Below are 14,206 nucleotides of genomic sequence, written 5' to 3'. Positions count from 1 at the left end.
AAATAGTCATGGATCGAAGGCGGGTTTTGTTTTTCGCGCGGCCCGATTATGGACTGAAGGCCGATTTTGCAGAGGGCGGGCCATGCTGAGCCGCCTCCTCCTCTCCCTCGTGCCAACCTTGCGAAAGCGTAAGGTCTCGATAAGCGCGTTCGATGGCGCCAGCGCGCCTGCCGGGCGAGTATGGTCGTGTACCAGATCCCAGACGAGAGGAGCCCCATGGCACCCGCTCACATTCGTCCCGTCGGCCCCGACGCTGCGGCGAGCTCCGTAACGCCCGCCCTGTCCTGCCAAAACGTCGAGAAGCTCTATGGCAGCCGCTCCAACGTCACGCGCGCCCTCGACGGCGTGTCCTTCGACGTCGCGGCCGGCGAGTACCTCGCCATCATGGGCCCGTCCGGCTCGGGCAAGACCACGCTGCTCAACTGCGTCTCCACGATCGACCGACCCACCTCGGGCCACATCTACGTGGACGGCCAGGACATCACTGCGCTGCGCCCGGGCCAGCTCTCGAAGTTCCGCCGCGAGCGCCTGGGCTTCGTCTTCCAGGACTCCAATTTGCTCGACACCCTGACCGCGCGCGAGAACATCGCGCTGGCGCTCACGATCAACCACGCGACCGCCCGCGACGTGCCCGGCCGCGTGGAGAAGGTCGCCGCCCGTCTGGGCGTCGCGGACGTGCTCGACAAGTTCCCGCACGAGATGTCCGGCGGCCAGAAGCAGCGCGTTGCCGCGGCCCGCGCCATCGTGACCAACCCGTCGCTGGTGCTTGCCGACGAGCCCACCGGAGCGCTCGACTCCAAGAACTCACGTCGCCTGCTCGAGAGCTTCGAGGCGCTCAACGCCGACGGCGCCACGATCATCATGGTCACGCACGACTCCTTCGCGGCAAGCTACGCGCGCCGCGCCCTCTTCCTCAAGGACGGCCGTGTCTGGAACGAGATCGTCCGCGGCGACAAGACGCGCAAGGCCTTCTTCAACGAGATCATGGACGTCGTGTCCTTCCTGGGAGGGGAGGGCGCAGATGTACGCTAAGATTGCGCTCGGAAACGTCCGCAAGTCCTTCCGCGACTTCGCGGTCTTCTTCCTCACGCTCGCCTTTGGAGTCTGCGTGTTCTACGCCTTCGGTTCCATCACCGACCAGGCCGCCGTCATCCAGATGGTCGAGGACCAACGCCGCATGGTGCAGGCCCTCGCGGACATCCTCTCCGGCCTCTCCGTGTTCGTCGTCATCATCCTGGGCTTTCTCGTCGTCTACGCCAACCGCTTCCTCATCCGGCGGCGCAAGCGCGAGTTTGGCATCTACCTCACGCTGGGCATGGACATCGCCCACGTGTCCTGGATCGTGGTCATCGAGACGCTCGCGGTGGGCGTGGTCGCGCTCGCGGTGGGCCTCTTGCTGGGACTGGCGCTCTCGCAGGTCATGATGTACGTCACGGCAGGTCTCTTCGAGGCCACGATCAAGGGCTTCGTCTTCGCGTTCTCGCCCGCGGCGGCGCTCTCCACCGTGGCGTGCTTCGCGGGCATCTTCCTCGTCACGCTCGTCTTCAACGTGACCACGGTCAGCCGCTACAAGCTCATCGACCTCATCAACGCCGACAAGGTGAGCGAGAAGGTCCGCCTGCGCAGCCTGCCGCTCTCCGTGGTGCTCTTCCTCGTGTCGCTCGTGCTGATCGGTGTGGCCTACAAGGTCCTGCTCGAGCACGGCATGATGGAGGAGGGCCCGTACTTCGCCATCGCCACGGGCCTGGTCACTGCTGGCACGCTGCTCTTCTTCTTCTCGATCTCCGGCTTTGCCCTGCGCGCGCTCCAGGCGAGCCCGCGGGCCTACCTCAAGGGCCTCAACATGTTCGTGATGCGCCAGCTCAACAGCCGCATCAACACCGCGTGGCTCTCCATCTCGATGGTGTGCGCGATGCTCTTCCTGGCCATCTGCGGCGTGTGCACGGGTTTCTCGGTGGCGACGGGCATGAACGAGAGCCTGAGCGTGGGCACGCGCTATGACATGTCGCTCGTGAGCTACCCGATGGGCATGGCCTCGGCGCTCGTCTCCGCCGACCCCGAGGAGGGCCCGGCCGCGGAGGACGGCTACGACGCCATCGCCCGCCTGCGCGCCGACATCCCCAACTACGACGAGCTCTTTCGCGACGCCGTCCAGGTCAACCAGTACACCTACGACGCCGAGGGCAACGTGCTCGTGGACACCACGGTGGAGGAGCTCTTTGCCAACACCGACTTCACCGGCAACGCGACCATGCAGACCATGATGCAGGGCAACACCGACCAGCGCCTCGTCATCGTACCGGTCTCGCAGTACAACGCCCTGGCCCGGATGGCGGGCGAGAAGAGCGTTGAGCTCGCGGGCGATGAGTGCCTGCTCTGGAACGACATGTCGTCCCTCGACGAGCTCTGGGAGGCCGTGATCGCGCAGAACCCCGAGGTCGAGGTCCGGGGCCGGACGCTGCGCTTTGCCGACGAGCCGCTCGCGTACCTGCCCTTCTCGGACACGAGCGCAGGCGGAACGGTGTCGGGCGCGCTCATCGTCCCCGACGACTTGGTCCCGGAGGGCGTCGGCCCCACCTCGACCGTGGTGAACCTCATGTACGCGGGCGAGCGCGCCGAGGTGGAGCCCGCCGCCGTCGCCGCGATCGACGAGGCCTATGGCGACATCATGAACCAGGGTTCCACGCTCGACGCCTGGCCGGTCTGGATGCGCACGACCGCCCAGAACCTGCTCGACCAGGCGTCCGGCACCACCGTCGTGGTCACCTATCTGGCGATCTACATCGGCGTGATCCTGCTCGTGTGCTGCGCGACGGCGCTCGCCCTCCAGCAGCTCTCCGAGGCGGCGGACAACGTGGGCCGCTACCGCGTGCTCGCCGAGCTCGGCGCCGAGAAGCGCATGATCGACCACGCGCTTCTCGCCCAGGTGGGGGTGTACTTCCTCTTCCCGCTGGTGGTGGCCGTGGCGCACGCGGCGGTGGCGCTCTCCGTGGTGAACGACATCGTGGCGCTGCTCACGGGCTACCAGATCGGCACGGCGCTCGTGGGGACCGTGGCCTTTGTCGTGGCGCTCTACGGCGGCTACTTCCTCGTGACCTACCTCACGTCCCGAAGCATCCTCGCCCGCACGTAGGTCAATTGGGGACGTGTTTTTTCGTGCAGACAAAAAGGGACAGGTTCGGGGCGCCGGCATTCCAGCCGCCCCGAACCTGTCCCTTTTTGTCTGCACGAAAAAACACGTCCCCAATTGACAGGCCCGTTGGCCGAATGGCCTCAAGCAGGGAGTGAGCCTCGTTGGTCACACGGGTACTATAGATGGGTACGAGGGTTCTGAAGCTCATGCACGCGACCAGGAGGTGTCCATGGGACTGTTTGAGAAGATCAAGAGCGCGTTCGTCTCGTCCGACGGCAAGGTGACGCACCCCGAGGCGACCTTCGCCACCCGCCCTGACACGGTGTATGCCCCCGTCTCGGGCGTGCTCCTCAGCCTGCAGGAGGTCAACGACCAGGTCATCTCCGCTGGCCTGCTCGGCGACGGCTACGCCATCCTGCCCACCGGCTCGGGCGTGCTCTACGCGCCGGTCTCCGGCCGCGTGAGCGTTGTCACCGTCACCAACCACGCCATCGGCCTGCGCACGGACGACGGCATCGAGGTCCTCATCCACATCGGCATCGACACGGTGAAGATGGATGGCAAGGGCTTCACGCGCCTCGTCGAGGCCAACGACGAGGTCCGCGCCGGCCAGCCGCTCATGACCTTCGACGTCGAGGCCATCAAGCTCGCCGGCTACGAGGAGGTCGTCGCCTGCGTCATCTCCAACCCGGACGCGTTTAGCAACATCGAGCACGTCGGCGACTCCGGCACCCTGCTCGGCGGCCGCCCGCTCGTCAAGCTCGGCGACCCGCTGCTCGTGGCTCGCAAGGCATAAGGAAGGAAGGAAGCTTAAAGATGGGTCTTCTCGACAAGTTCAAGAGCAAGTTCGTCTCTGCCGAGGGCAAGGCCAACCCGCCCGAGGCCTCGTTTGCCACGCGCTCAGACGCGGTCTATGCCCCGATCTCCGGCGTGCTGGTGACCCTGCAGGAGGTCAAGGACGAGGTCCTGCCGGTGGGTCTTCTCGGCGACGGCTACGGCATCGTCCCAACCACCGACACCGGCATCATCTACTCGCCGGTCTCCGGCCGTGTGGGCGCCGTCACGACGACCAGCCACTCTATCGTGATCGCCACCGACGAGGGCATGGAGGTCCTCGTCCACGTGGGCATCGGCACCGTCAACATGAAGGGCAAGGGCTTCAACAGCCTCGTCAAGATGGGCGACGCGGTCCGCGCCGGCCAGCCGCTTCTGACCTTCGACAACGCCTCCATCAAGCTCGCGGGCTACGACGACGTCGTCACCTGCACGATCTCCAACCCGGACGCGTTCTCCAAGGTCGAGCACGTCGGCGACTCCGGCACCCTGCTCGGCGGCCGCCCGCTCGTCAAGATCGGCGACCCCCTGCTCGTGGTCAAGAAGTAGAAGTGTTACGATAGAAAGTAGCCAAGGCTCCGTACGTAAGGGCGTGCGGAGCCTTTCTGCTGAGAAGAACGATCAGGCAGAGAAGGTCAGACGGAGAAGGTCAGACGGAGAAGGGAAGCAGCATGGCACGCGTCTTCATCAGTCCCAGCAAGTACGTCCAGGGCCCCGGCGAGCTCGCCCGCCTCGGCGAGTACGTCAAGGCCTACGGCGCCCACGCACTCGTGGTCATCTCCGAGGGCGGCCTGCGCCGTTCCGGGAACGTCATCTCCGCGAGCCTCGAGCAGGCCGGCGTGGCCTGCACCTATGACAACTTCAACGGCGAGTGCTCCCAGGCCGAGATCGACCGCCTCGTGGAGGTCTACCGCGCGGCCGGCACCGACGTCGTCGTGGGCGTGGGCGGCGGCAAGATCTTCGACACCGCCAAGGCCGTGGCCGCCGCGGTGAACGCGCCCGTGGTGATCGTGCCCACCATCGCCGCGACCGACGCCCCGTGCTCGGCGCTCTCCGTCATCTACACCGACGAGGGCCAGTTCAAGGAGTACCAGTTCTTCAAGAGCAACCCCAACCTCGTGCTCATGGACACCGACGTCATCTCCAAGAGCCCGGTGCGCCTGACGGTCTCCGGCATGGGCGACGCGCTGGCCACCTACTTCGAGGCCCGCGCCTGCACGCGCTCCGACGCCACCACCTGCGCCGGCGGCCACGTCACCGAGGCCGCGATGACGCTCGCGCGCCTGTGCTACGACACGCTCATGGCCGATGGCCTCAAGGCCAAGCTCGCGCTGGAGGCCGGCGCCTGCACCGAGTCGGTCGAGAAGATCATCGAGGCAAACACCCTGCTCTCCGGCCTGGGCTTTGAGTCCGCGGGCCTCGCCGGCGCGCACGCCATCCACAACGGCATGACCGCCCTTCCCGAGACCCACGCCTACTATCACGGCGAGAAGGTCGCCTTTGGAACGCTCACCCAGCTCGTGCTCGAGAACGCCGACGAGCTCTACGAGGTGCTCGACTTCTGCGTCGAGGTGGGCCTGCCGGTGACCTTCGCGCAGCTCGGCGTCGAGGACGCGAGCTACGAGCGCGTGCTCGAGGTCGCCAAGCTCGCCTGCGCGCCCACCGACACCCTCGGCAACATGCCCTTCGAGGTCACGCCCGAGAAGATCGCCGCCGCCATGCTCGCGGCCGACGCCTACGGTCGCGCCGCCCTGGCAGAGTAGATCGGTCACTTGGTGCGGGTTGCGGACGGTTCCGACTCAGATTTCGTCCGCAACCCGCACGCGTTCGGGATAGGTGCGGGTTGCGGACGGTTCGAGCCCAAAAACCGTCCGTAACCCGCACGTTCTTCTCGGCGCGCATGAAAAACGGGGCCGACTCACGTGGAGCCGGCCCCGCTGCGTCTGCTTGGTGGCGATTGCGACCTATGCGTCCTTCTCGCCGGAGAGCGAGGCGTAGAACGTGGCGTGATCGAAGACCTCCTGAATGGTCTTGCCGTTGACGAAGGGAAGGGCGAGGAACTCGTCGACGGTGGGGACGAGCTCGGAGCAGTCGACGAAGTGGTTCTTCTCGTTGCGACGGCTCGTGTCCTGGGCGCGCCAAGACTCGTAGTTGCAGTCGGTGAGGTAATAGACGGTCGAGCCGATCTTCATATAGACAGAGTGATTACAGTGCAGGTACTCGACCAGTCCCTCGTAGTTGATGTCGAGAGCCTCGGCTGCCTTCTTTCCCATGGCGGTTCCTTTCTACGGAGGCCAAACGGACGTTAGCTAGAGTGTAACCCGTGGGCGGCCGGGTTATGCGTCTGTTCTCAAATTGTTAGGCGAGCGTAGCCTCGGGCCTCGGCGGGCGTCCGGGCGCGCGGCGCGGACGGTGCCGTCGACAGCGCGCTAGCGAGAGGTGCCGAGAAGGGCCTCGACGAGCTCCTCCGGCGTGTCCACGAACTGTGTGGCGCCGGCTTCGACGAGCTCCTTGCGCGTGCGAAAGCCCCAGGTGCACGAGAGGCACGGGCATCCCGCGTTTGCCGCCGTCTGGACGTCGACCTCGGAGTCGCCCACGTAGACCATGTCGTCGCGCCCCCGCCCCATGCGCGCGAGGGCCGCATCGACCATGGCGGGCGCGGGCTTTTTTGATATGCCCGCGGCCTCGTTCTCTCCCAGGACCGCGTCGAAGGTTCCCGGGAACTGCCGGGCCACGAGCTCCTGGACGGCAAAGTCGGCCTTGTTGGAGACCACCGCGAGCGCGACGCCGGCCGAGCGCAGGCGGGCCAGCATCTCGGGCACGCCGCGGTAGGGGCCGGTGTGGTCCTCGCAGTGCGCGCCGTAGTGGCGCTTGAAGTCCTCGAGCACCGCGGCCTCGACGTCTGCCGGGGTGCCGGCGGGCACGGCGCGGTGGATGAGCAGGGCGATCCCGTTGCCCACGAAGCGGCGCACGTCTTCGATGGGGTGCGCGGGCATCCCGTGCGCGGCGAGCGCCGCGTTGGTTGAGATGGTGAGGTCCTCGAGCGTGTTCAGCAGGGTTCCGTCGAGGTCGAACACCACGGTCTTGTATGCGGGCATGAACGCTCCTTCGCTCGAGGCCGCGCACGCGCGCTGCATCCGGCGTCGTCGGCCGCACGCAAGAGTAGCACGTCGGCGCGCCCGGGGGAGGGCGGCGGCCTGGGCTACGACCGCTCCCGGGCCTGGGTGGCCCCCGCGCCCTCCGTACCGTCGTACTCCACGAGCTGATGGGGCGGCACGTCTCCGAGCCCGAAGAAGAGATCGGTCAGGGGAACGTCGAGCCCGTCAGCTATTTTGACGAGCACGTCGAGCGTCACGTTGCTCTTCCCGCCGATGAGCTGGTTAAGGTGGGAGCGATCCATAGAGATCATCGCAGAGAGCTTGGACTGGCTGAGCCGCTTCTCCTTGCAGAGCTCGCCAATTCGCTCGCCGACCTTCGTTCGGACAAATTTGCAGGGTGCGCTGGTATCCATGCTTAAAAGGCTACCGAGCGTCGACAAGCTACCTGTTGAACATAGACCACAGCCCCGATTTCTGCTATAGCTCAACTGTTGAATATAACCAACAGTTGGAGTTGAGAACGTGTCTGGTCAGGTCAAATCGCGACAGCGCGTGGTCGATCACGGCGAGGTGTTCACGGCCGAGCGTGAGGTCAATGCCATGCTTGACCTGGTGAAGGCCGAGACGGAGCGTATCGAGTCGCGCTTTCTGGAGCCTGCGTGCGGCAACGGCAACTTCATCGCGGAGGTTCTGCGCCGCAAGCTCGTCGTGGTCTCCTCTCGCTACCGCAGGAGTCCGGCCGAGTACCAGCGTTACGCCTTCGTGGCCGTGAGCAGCGTCTACGGCGTCGACATCCTCGAGGACAACGTCGAGGAGTGTCGCGACCGGCTCTTTGCCATCGTGGAGAAGGACGCGCGCTCGGCAATCAGGGGCGCCGTGGAGCAGGCGTTTCTCGACGCGGTGCGCTACGTGCTCGGGAAGAACATCCTGTGCGGCGATGCCCTCACCCTCAAGGACGCGGACGGCGAGCCCATCCGCTTCGCCGAGTGGTCGATGGTGACCGGAGACCTCGTGAAGCGTCGCGACTTCCTCCTGAGCGAGCTGCTCGAGGGCAACGTCGACAAGGGGGAGACCCTCTCGCTCTTTGGCGAGAAGAACAACGTGATCAGCTGGGAGTTCGACGAGGAGACCCAGGCATACCTCCCCTCTGCCGTATGCGAGTACCCACCTGTGGACTATCGAGAGGTGGGTCGAAATGGCTAGCCTCCTCGAGCGCACCTACAACCCTGACGTCCTCACGTGTCTGGCCAACCTCTCAAACGACGAGGTCCTCACCCCTCCGGAGCTGGCGAACCAGGTTCTCGACCTGCTGCCCGACGATCTCTGGCGCGACCCTTCCGTCAAGATCTTGGATCCGTTCTGCAAGTCCGGCGTCTTTCTGCGGGAGGCCGCCAAGCGCTTCATCAGGGGACTCGAGGACGTCTACCCGGACTTGCAGGAGCGCGTGGACCACGTAATGCACGAGCAGCTCTACGGCATCGCCATTACCGAGATGACGGCCCTGCTCTCGCGCCGGAGCCTCTACTGCTCGAAGTTCCCCAACGGCAGATTCTCCGTGAGCGAGTTCGACGGAAACGAGGGGAACATCCGCTACCGCAACATCCGGCACACGTGGCGGAACGGGAAGTGCGTCTACTGCGGCGCCTCGAAGGAGCAGTACGACCGCGACGAGGGCCTCGAGTCGCACGCCTACGAGTTCATCCACACCAGCAGCCCCGAGGAGATCTTTGGCATGAAGTTCGACGTGATTGTCGGCAATCCGCCGTACCAGCTTGACACTGGAGGTTCTAAGAGGCAAGCAAAGCCTATATATCATTTATTTGTTGAACAAGCAAAAAAATTAAATCCAAAGTATTTAACGATGATTATTCAGTCCAGATGGTTTGCAGGTGGTATGGGGCTGGACACGTTCCGCAATTCTATGATGAATGATAGACATATTGTCAGAATTGTAGACTTTGCAAATGCAAAAGAATGCTTTCCCCAAAACAGCATTAGTGGAGGCGTCTGCTATTTCCTCCGTGATAGAGAACGCGAGAATGATTGCTTGTTCACTAATGTGTCAAACGGTGATTCGAATGATATGATACGCCCGCTCAACGAGTTTCCAGTTCTCGTTAGATACAATCAAGCTGTGCCAATCTTGCGCAAGGTGATCTCTCACCAGGATCCCTCTCTTTCTGAGACTGTTAGCGCGATTAGCCCCTTCGGCATTCCTACCAGCGTTCGGGGTACGGCAGTCCCTTCTTCCAGTTCAGACATTCGACTTCTCTCGAGTGATGGGTTTAGCTATATATCTATAAATAAAGTAAAAAGCAAAATTGATATATTTAACTCATATAAAATAGCAATTAGTCAAACCGGAGCTGAACATGCCTGTGAACCTGATAAAAATGGAAAGTTCAGGGTACTAACCAAATCTATGTGTGTGCTCCAGCCAACGGACGTTTGCACACATTCGTATCTTGCGGTGGGGCCAATGAAGGATGAAGATCAATGCAATAACCTCCTTGTCTATTTGAAAACAAAGTTCATTAGATTCTTGATTCTTCAAGCGGTCTCATCTATTCATATAAGTCGTCAAACGTTCTGCTTCGTTCCTAGACTGGATTTCTCGCATGCGTGGACTGACGGAGAGTTGTATGCAAGATACGGCCTCGAGGAGAGCGAGATTGAATTTATCGAGGGATTGATAAAGCCATTCGATGGAGCCCAGCAATGACTGACTCCACCTTCTTCCCCCAGCGTCCCGACGTCCACCCGCAGGTCTACGCCTATCGTGACATCTATGTCGAGCATGCGGGCCTGCTCAAGGTTGGCTTCACACAGCACGACGTCGAGAGGCGCGTGGCCCAGCAGTTCCCGGTGATTCAGCCGGGGGAGGGAAAGCCGTACGAGATCGTGTTCTCGGAGTCCGCAATGCGCTCCGACGGCACGTCCTTCTCGGATCACGACCTCCATCGGAGGCTGAGGGCCAACGGCATCCAGAACGTTGGAGGAGAGTGGTTCCGCTGCTCGGTCGATGACGTGCGCAACGCCTGGCTCGAGGTCCGCGACCGCCGCGACTACGAGAATCGTCGCACCGAGGACTTCGGGATGCGCCCCGAGCAGCGCCACGCCGTCGAGAAGACCATGGCGTACTTCGGACGCTGCGAGCTTCCGGGAAGCCACGACGCGCCCAAGTTCCTCTGGAATGCCAAGATGCGCTTTGGCAAGACCTTTGCCACCTACGAGCTCGCCAAGCGGATGGACATGCGTCGCGTGCTCGTGCTGACCTTCAAGCCCGCGGTCGAGGACGCGTGGCAGACCGACCTCGAGTGTCACGTCGACTTTGACGGGTGGCAGTTCGTCTCGCGCAACGCGCACAGCTACGAGGAGTGCGACCCTGCGCGGCCCATCGTGTGCTTTGGCTCGTTCCAGGACTACCTGGGGGTGAACCGGGAGACCGGGGGCATCAAGGCGAGCCACGAGTGGGTCCACCTCGAGGACTGGGACCTCGTGGTCTTCGACGAGTACCACTTCGGAGCCTGGCGCGACACCGCGCAGAAGCTCTTCGCCCGGCAGGACGACGACCGCTTCGACGACGTTGACGACACGGCGTCTGAGATCAGCGGCAACTCCCTCGACGAGACCTGGCTGCCCATTCAGTCCCGCTTCTACCTCTACCTCTCGGGAACGCCGTTCCGGGCGCTCACCACGGGGGAGTTCATCGAGGACCAGGTCTTCAACTGGACCTACTCGGACGAGCAGGAGGCCAAGCTGCGCTGGGAGGGGTCGGACAACCCCTATGCGACGCTGCCGCGCATGGTGCTCATGACCTACCGCGTGCCCGACTCGATCACGCGCATCGCGCGTCAGGGCGAGTTCGACGAGTTCGACCTCAACGTGTTCTTCTCGGCCGAGGGGCGCGGCGCATCGGCGCGCTTCGTTCACGAGGAGTACGTGCAGAAGTGGCTCGACCTCATCCGAGGCTCGTCCGCGGAGACGGCCGTGGACGACCTCAAGCTCGGGGCCAAGAGGCCGCCCATGCCGTACTCCGACGTCAACCTGCTCTCCACGCTGACCCACACGCTGTGGTTCCTTCCCAGCGTCGCCTCGTGCGAGGCCATGGCAAACCTGCTGGCGCAGCGGCAGAACACCTTCTTCCACGACTACAAGGTCATCGTGGCGGCGGGGAGCGCCGCGGGCATGGGCGTGGATGCGGTGCGTCCGGTGCGCGACGCCATGGGGGACCCGCTTCGCACCAAGACCATCACCCTCTCGTGCGGCAAGCTCACCACGGGCGTGACCATCAAGCCGTGGAGCGGCGTGCTCATGCTGCGCAACCTCAAGAGTCCCGAGACCTACTTCCAGACGGCCTTCCGCGTGCAGAGCCCCTGGACCACGCGGAGGGAGGACGGCGGGACGGAGATCCTCAAGCAGGAGTGCTACGTCTTCGACTTCGCGCTCGACCGGGCGCTCGCCATGGTCTCGGACTACAGCTGCCGGCTCTCGGTGAGCGAGACGAGCCCGGAGCGCAAGGTGGGGACGTTCATCAAGTTCCTGCCGGTGCTTGCCTACGACGGCAGCGCCATGCGCGAGGTGGACGCCGCGGAGATCCTCGACATCGCCATGGCGGGCACCTCCGCCACGCTGCTCGCCCGCCGCTGGGAGAGCACGCTTCTGGTCAACGTGGACAACGACACGCTGCGTCGCCTCCTCGCGAGTCCGGAGGCGATTGCCGCCATCGAGAAGATCGAGGGGTTCCGCAACCTCAACGTGCAGGGCGACATCGAGACCATCATCAACAAGTCCGAGGCGGTGAAGAAGGCCAAGAAGGAGAAGGACAGCCTAACCGCGAAGGAGAAGAGGGAGCTCTCCGCCGAGGAGAAGGAATTCAAGAGCAAGCGCAAGCAGATTCAGGAGAAACTCATCAAGTTCGCGACGCGCATTCCGGTGTTCATGTACCTCACCGACTATCGCGAGCAGTGCCTGAAGGACGTCATCACGCAGCTCGAGCCCGGGCTCTTCAAGCGGGTTACGGGTCTCGACGTGCGCGACTTTGAGCTGCTGGTCTCCCTCGGCGTCTTCAACGACGCGCTCATGAACGATGCAGTGTACAAGTTCCGTCGCTACGAGGACGCGAGCCTGTCGTACACGGGCATCGAGCGGCACGCGTACGACTCGAGCGTGGGCCTCTTCGACACGGCGCTCTCGCGCGAGGACTACGAGGTCATGAAGCTGCGCGACACACGGCTGGGCTCGGATGGCACCGTGAGCAGGCGAACCGGGCGCGTGATGGATGCTGCTGGGATTGACGGCGCGCGCCAGCCGGATAGGGGGCCGGTGCAACGTCGCACAGGCGTGGCCGAGGTTTCGATGCCGCGCGAGACGGCCCGTCCCGCGCAGGACGTGCGGACCGCGGCGGAATCACCCTCGACCTCTGAGGCGACCGCGCTTCGTCCGAGCTTTCGGAAGGCGACGCCTCAGGAGCTGGCGATGCTTGCGGTTGGCGACGCCGTGCGCCACAAGGCGTATGGAGAGGGCCGGATCGTGAGCATCGGCGGCGGTATGATCAAGGCCCGATTTGGCGACAAGGACCTCATGTACAGCTTCCCCGGAGGTTTCGAGCGAGGCTTTCTTGGACTCTAGGCTCGGAGGTTTTGCTGCCTCCATTGTTCTTCTCGCCGGGCGCTCTGCCACGCGATCGAGTCAGCCGTCAAGTCCGAGGAGCGTCCCGATGCGGGTGTAGGGCACCATGTCGCCCCGGGGCGTGCGCGCCTCGGCCTCCCCACCGTACACGACGGCCTGCTGCCGGACGTCCAGGGAGAACTCGTCCTGAGCAATCTTGTTGAGGACGTCGAAGTAGCGCGACTGGTACGTGGTGGAGGACTTGCACTCCACGGCTCGCACGACGCGTGCGCCCCTCTCCACGAGGACGTCGATCTCTCGTTTGCGGCCGTCGCGCCAGAAGGTGAGCTGGGGGTCTCGCTTGCGCGCGTAGCCGCGCTTCTTGAGCTCGGAGATAACGGCGCACTCGAAGAGGGGTCCCTTGAGGGGGCTTCCGGACAGCTCCTCGCTGCTGGAGATGCCCATGAGGTGGGCGGCGAGGCCCGTGTCACAGAAGTACAGCTTCGGGGACTTTACAAGTCTCTTGGTTGGGCTGGCACAGTGCGGGCGCAGGAGGAACACCAGATGGCTTGCCTCCAGGATTGACAGCCACTCCTTTGCCGTGTTGGGCGAGATGCCGCAATCTGACGCAAGCGAGGAGACGTTGAGGAGCTGACCTACCCTGAGGGCGCAGAGCTTCAGAAACGTCTGGAAGGCGGAGAGGTTGCGAACGCCGAGCTCCGCCCGAACGTCGCGCTCAAGGTAGGTGCTCACATAGTCGGGGAAAAAGTCGAGCGGGTCGATTCCGTCCGCGACGAGTCGGGGGTAGCCGCCTTGGTACAGCCAGTCGAACAGGCCCTCCGGCTCCTGGCCGGCCTCCGAGAGCTCGTGGTGGGAGAGGGGGAGCAGCGTGAAGAGGGCCACCCTCCCGGCGAGCGACTGACCGATTGACTTCATGAGCAGGAAGTTCTGTGATCCCGTGATGACGAACTGTCCGGGCTGGCGCGTCTCGTCGACGATGCCCTGGAGGTACGAGAAGAGCTCGGGCGTGCGCTGTGCTTCGTCGAAGATGATGTGGGAGGCGTGGCGGGAGAGGAAGAGCCGGGGGTCGTCCTCAAACTCGCTGCGGACGTCCGGGTCCTCCATGGAGAGGTACTCGTAGTCCGCAAACGCGCTGCGCACGAGCGTGGTCTTGCCCCCCTGGCGCGGTCCGGTGACGGAGAGGATGGGATATTTTCCGGCAAGTTCGTGCAGCTTAGAGTGCATTTCTCGGTCGATCATCGCATCCTCCCAAGTCGCACTGACTGATTTGCGCAGTTTCTATTGATAGTTTAACACAGACTCCACTGATGAATTAGCGCGCTTTCTACTGACGGATTAGCACAAGTTCTACTGACGAACCGTCGCAAAGGTAGGCGCTCGGCGCATTGGCGGGGGGCATGGCCCCTGGCGCATCGTCCTTCTCGACTCAGCAGTATCTGAAATTGGCAGAGCTGGGCTGCCAATTTTGGGAAAAATGGCAGAGCTGGGCTGCCAGATGCATGGGCGAGCG

General features: G+C 63.6%; 12 protein-coding genes. 8 read left to right on the top strand and 4 right to left on the bottom strand.

The features are described 5' to 3' along the window. The first annotated feature begins 216 nt into the window (after nucleotides 1-216). The 5 genes from NW198_RS04675 to NW198_RS04655 all read left to right on the top strand — a co-directional run bounded on the left by NW198_RS04675 (nucleotide 217) and on the right by NW198_RS04655 (nucleotide 5,730). Nucleotides 217-1,032, top strand: a complete 816-nt coding sequence (locus NW198_RS04675; protein ID WP_087316918.1) for an ABC transporter ATP-binding protein — start codon at nucleotides 217-219, stop codon at nucleotides 1,030-1,032. Then, a complete protein-coding gene (locus tag NW198_RS04670) occupies nucleotides 1,022-3,133 on the top strand; it encodes an FtsX-like permease family protein (protein ID WP_258340199.1) in 2,112 nt (703 codons plus the stop codon). Before NW198_RS04675 ends, NW198_RS04670 begins: the two co-directional genes overlap by 11 nt. 229 nt (nucleotides 3,134-3,362) lie before the next feature. Next, a complete protein-coding gene (locus NW198_RS04665; RefSeq protein ID WP_258340198.1) occupies nucleotides 3,363-3,929 on the top strand; it encodes a PTS glucose transporter subunit IIA in 567 nt (188 codons plus the stop codon). A 20-nt stretch (nucleotides 3,930-3,949) separates the two neighbouring features. Then, complete coding sequence (locus tag NW198_RS04660; RefSeq protein ID WP_258340197.1) at nucleotides 3,950-4,516, top strand: PTS glucose transporter subunit IIA; 567 nt, start codon at nucleotides 3,950-3,952, stop codon at nucleotides 4,514-4,516. 122 nt (nucleotides 4,517-4,638) lie between these two features. Next, a complete protein-coding gene (locus NW198_RS04655) occupies nucleotides 4,639-5,730 on the top strand; it encodes a glycerol dehydrogenase (RefSeq protein WP_258340196.1) in 1,092 nt (363 codons plus the stop codon). A gap of 201 nt (nucleotides 5,731-5,931) precedes the next feature. On the opposite strand, the gene NW198_RS04650 is transcribed toward NW198_RS04655, so the two are convergent. From NW198_RS04650 to NW198_RS04640, 3 genes are all read right to left on the bottom strand, one after another. Then, complete coding sequence (locus tag NW198_RS04650) at nucleotides 5,932-6,240, bottom strand: CDP-alcohol phosphatidyltransferase (protein ID WP_258340195.1); 309 nt, start codon at nucleotides 6,238-6,240, stop codon at nucleotides 5,932-5,934. Between the two features lie 156 nt (nucleotides 6,241-6,396). Beyond that, on the bottom strand, nucleotides 6,397-7,065 hold the full coding sequence (locus NW198_RS04645) for an HAD family hydrolase (RefSeq protein WP_258340194.1): 669 nt from the start codon (nucleotides 7,063-7,065) through the stop codon (nucleotides 6,397-6,399). A gap of 104 nt (nucleotides 7,066-7,169) precedes the next feature. Then, on the bottom strand, nucleotides 7,170-7,505 hold the full coding sequence (locus NW198_RS04640) for a helix-turn-helix domain-containing protein (protein WP_258340193.1): 336 nt from the start codon (nucleotides 7,503-7,505) through the stop codon (nucleotides 7,170-7,172). Nucleotides 7,506-7,587: 82 nt separating this feature from the next. Here NW198_RS04640 and NW198_RS04635 point away from each other — a divergent pair, with 82 nt between their 5' ends. From NW198_RS04635 to NW198_RS04625, 3 genes are read left to right on the top strand one after another with little or no spacing between them, the layout of a single operon-like run. Then, nucleotides 7,588-8,268: an SAM-dependent DNA methyltransferase gene (locus NW198_RS04635; RefSeq protein ID WP_258340192.1), complete on the top strand. Its 681-nt coding sequence runs from the start codon at nucleotides 7,588-7,590 to the stop codon at nucleotides 8,266-8,268. Continuing rightward, nucleotides 8,261-9,787 (top strand): Eco57I restriction-modification methylase domain-containing protein, encoded by a 1,527-nt coding sequence (locus NW198_RS04630; RefSeq protein WP_258340191.1) that lies wholly within the window; start codon nucleotides 8,261-8,263, stop codon nucleotides 9,785-9,787. Before NW198_RS04635 ends, NW198_RS04630 begins: the two co-directional genes overlap by 8 nt. After that, nucleotides 9,784-12,696: a DEAD/DEAH box helicase gene (locus tag NW198_RS04625; protein WP_258340190.1), complete on the top strand. Its 2,913-nt coding sequence runs from the start codon at nucleotides 9,784-9,786 to the stop codon at nucleotides 12,694-12,696. The genes NW198_RS04630 and NW198_RS04625 overlap by 4 nt, the downstream gene beginning before the upstream one ends. 60 nt (nucleotides 12,697-12,756) lie before the next feature. Here the strand turns inward: NW198_RS04625 and NW198_RS04620 are convergent, their stop codons facing one another. After that, on the bottom strand, nucleotides 12,757-13,935 hold the full coding sequence (locus NW198_RS04620) for an ATP-binding protein (RefSeq protein WP_258340189.1): 1,179 nt from the start codon (nucleotides 13,933-13,935) through the stop codon (nucleotides 12,757-12,759). Between the last annotated feature and the right edge of the window lie 271 nt (nucleotides 13,936-14,206).

Origin of the sequence: Thermophilibacter sp. ET337 (genome assembly GCF_024733715.1) — a bacterium.
Lineage (GTDB): Bacteria > Actinomycetota > Coriobacteriia > Coriobacteriales > Atopobiaceae > Thermophilibacter.
The sequence above is the reverse complement of the archived record's forward strand: the minus strand, read 5'-3'. Positions and strand labels throughout refer to the sequence as shown.

What these genes read in the sequence shown, in the direction of transcription:
- NW198_RS04670 (WP_258340199.1), top strand. Translation starts at nt 1,022, where the DNA reads ATGTACGCTAAGATTGCGCTCGGAAACGTCCGCAAGTCCTTCCGCGAC.
- NW198_RS04620 (WP_258340189.1), bottom strand. Translation starts at nt 13,935, where the DNA reads ATGATCGACCGAGAAATGCACTCTAAGCTGCACGAACTTGCCGGAAAA.
- NW198_RS04660 (WP_258340197.1), top strand. Translation starts at nt 3,950, where the DNA reads ATGGGTCTTCTCGACAAGTTCAAGAGCAAGTTCGTCTCTGCCGAGGGC.
- NW198_RS04630 (WP_258340191.1), top strand. Translation starts at nt 8,261, where the DNA reads ATGGCTAGCCTCCTCGAGCGCACCTACAACCCTGACGTCCTCACGTGT.
- NW198_RS04645 (WP_258340194.1), bottom strand. Translation starts at nt 7,065, where the DNA reads ATGCCCGCATACAAGACCGTGGTGTTCGACCTCGACGGAACCCTGCTG.
- NW198_RS04650 (WP_258340195.1), bottom strand. Translation starts at nt 6,240, where the DNA reads ATGGGAAAGAAGGCAGCCGAGGCTCTCGACATCAACTACGAGGGACTG.
- NW198_RS04665 (WP_258340198.1), top strand. Translation starts at nt 3,363, where the DNA reads ATGGGACTGTTTGAGAAGATCAAGAGCGCGTTCGTCTCGTCCGACGGC.
- NW198_RS04625 (WP_258340190.1), top strand. Translation starts at nt 9,784, where the DNA reads ATGACTGACTCCACCTTCTTCCCCCAGCGTCCCGACGTCCACCCGCAG.
- NW198_RS04655 (WP_258340196.1), top strand. Translation starts at nt 4,639, where the DNA reads ATGGCACGCGTCTTCATCAGTCCCAGCAAGTACGTCCAGGGCCCCGGC.
- NW198_RS04675 (WP_087316918.1), top strand. Translation starts at nt 217, where the DNA reads ATGGCACCCGCTCACATTCGTCCCGTCGGCCCCGACGCTGCGGCGAGC.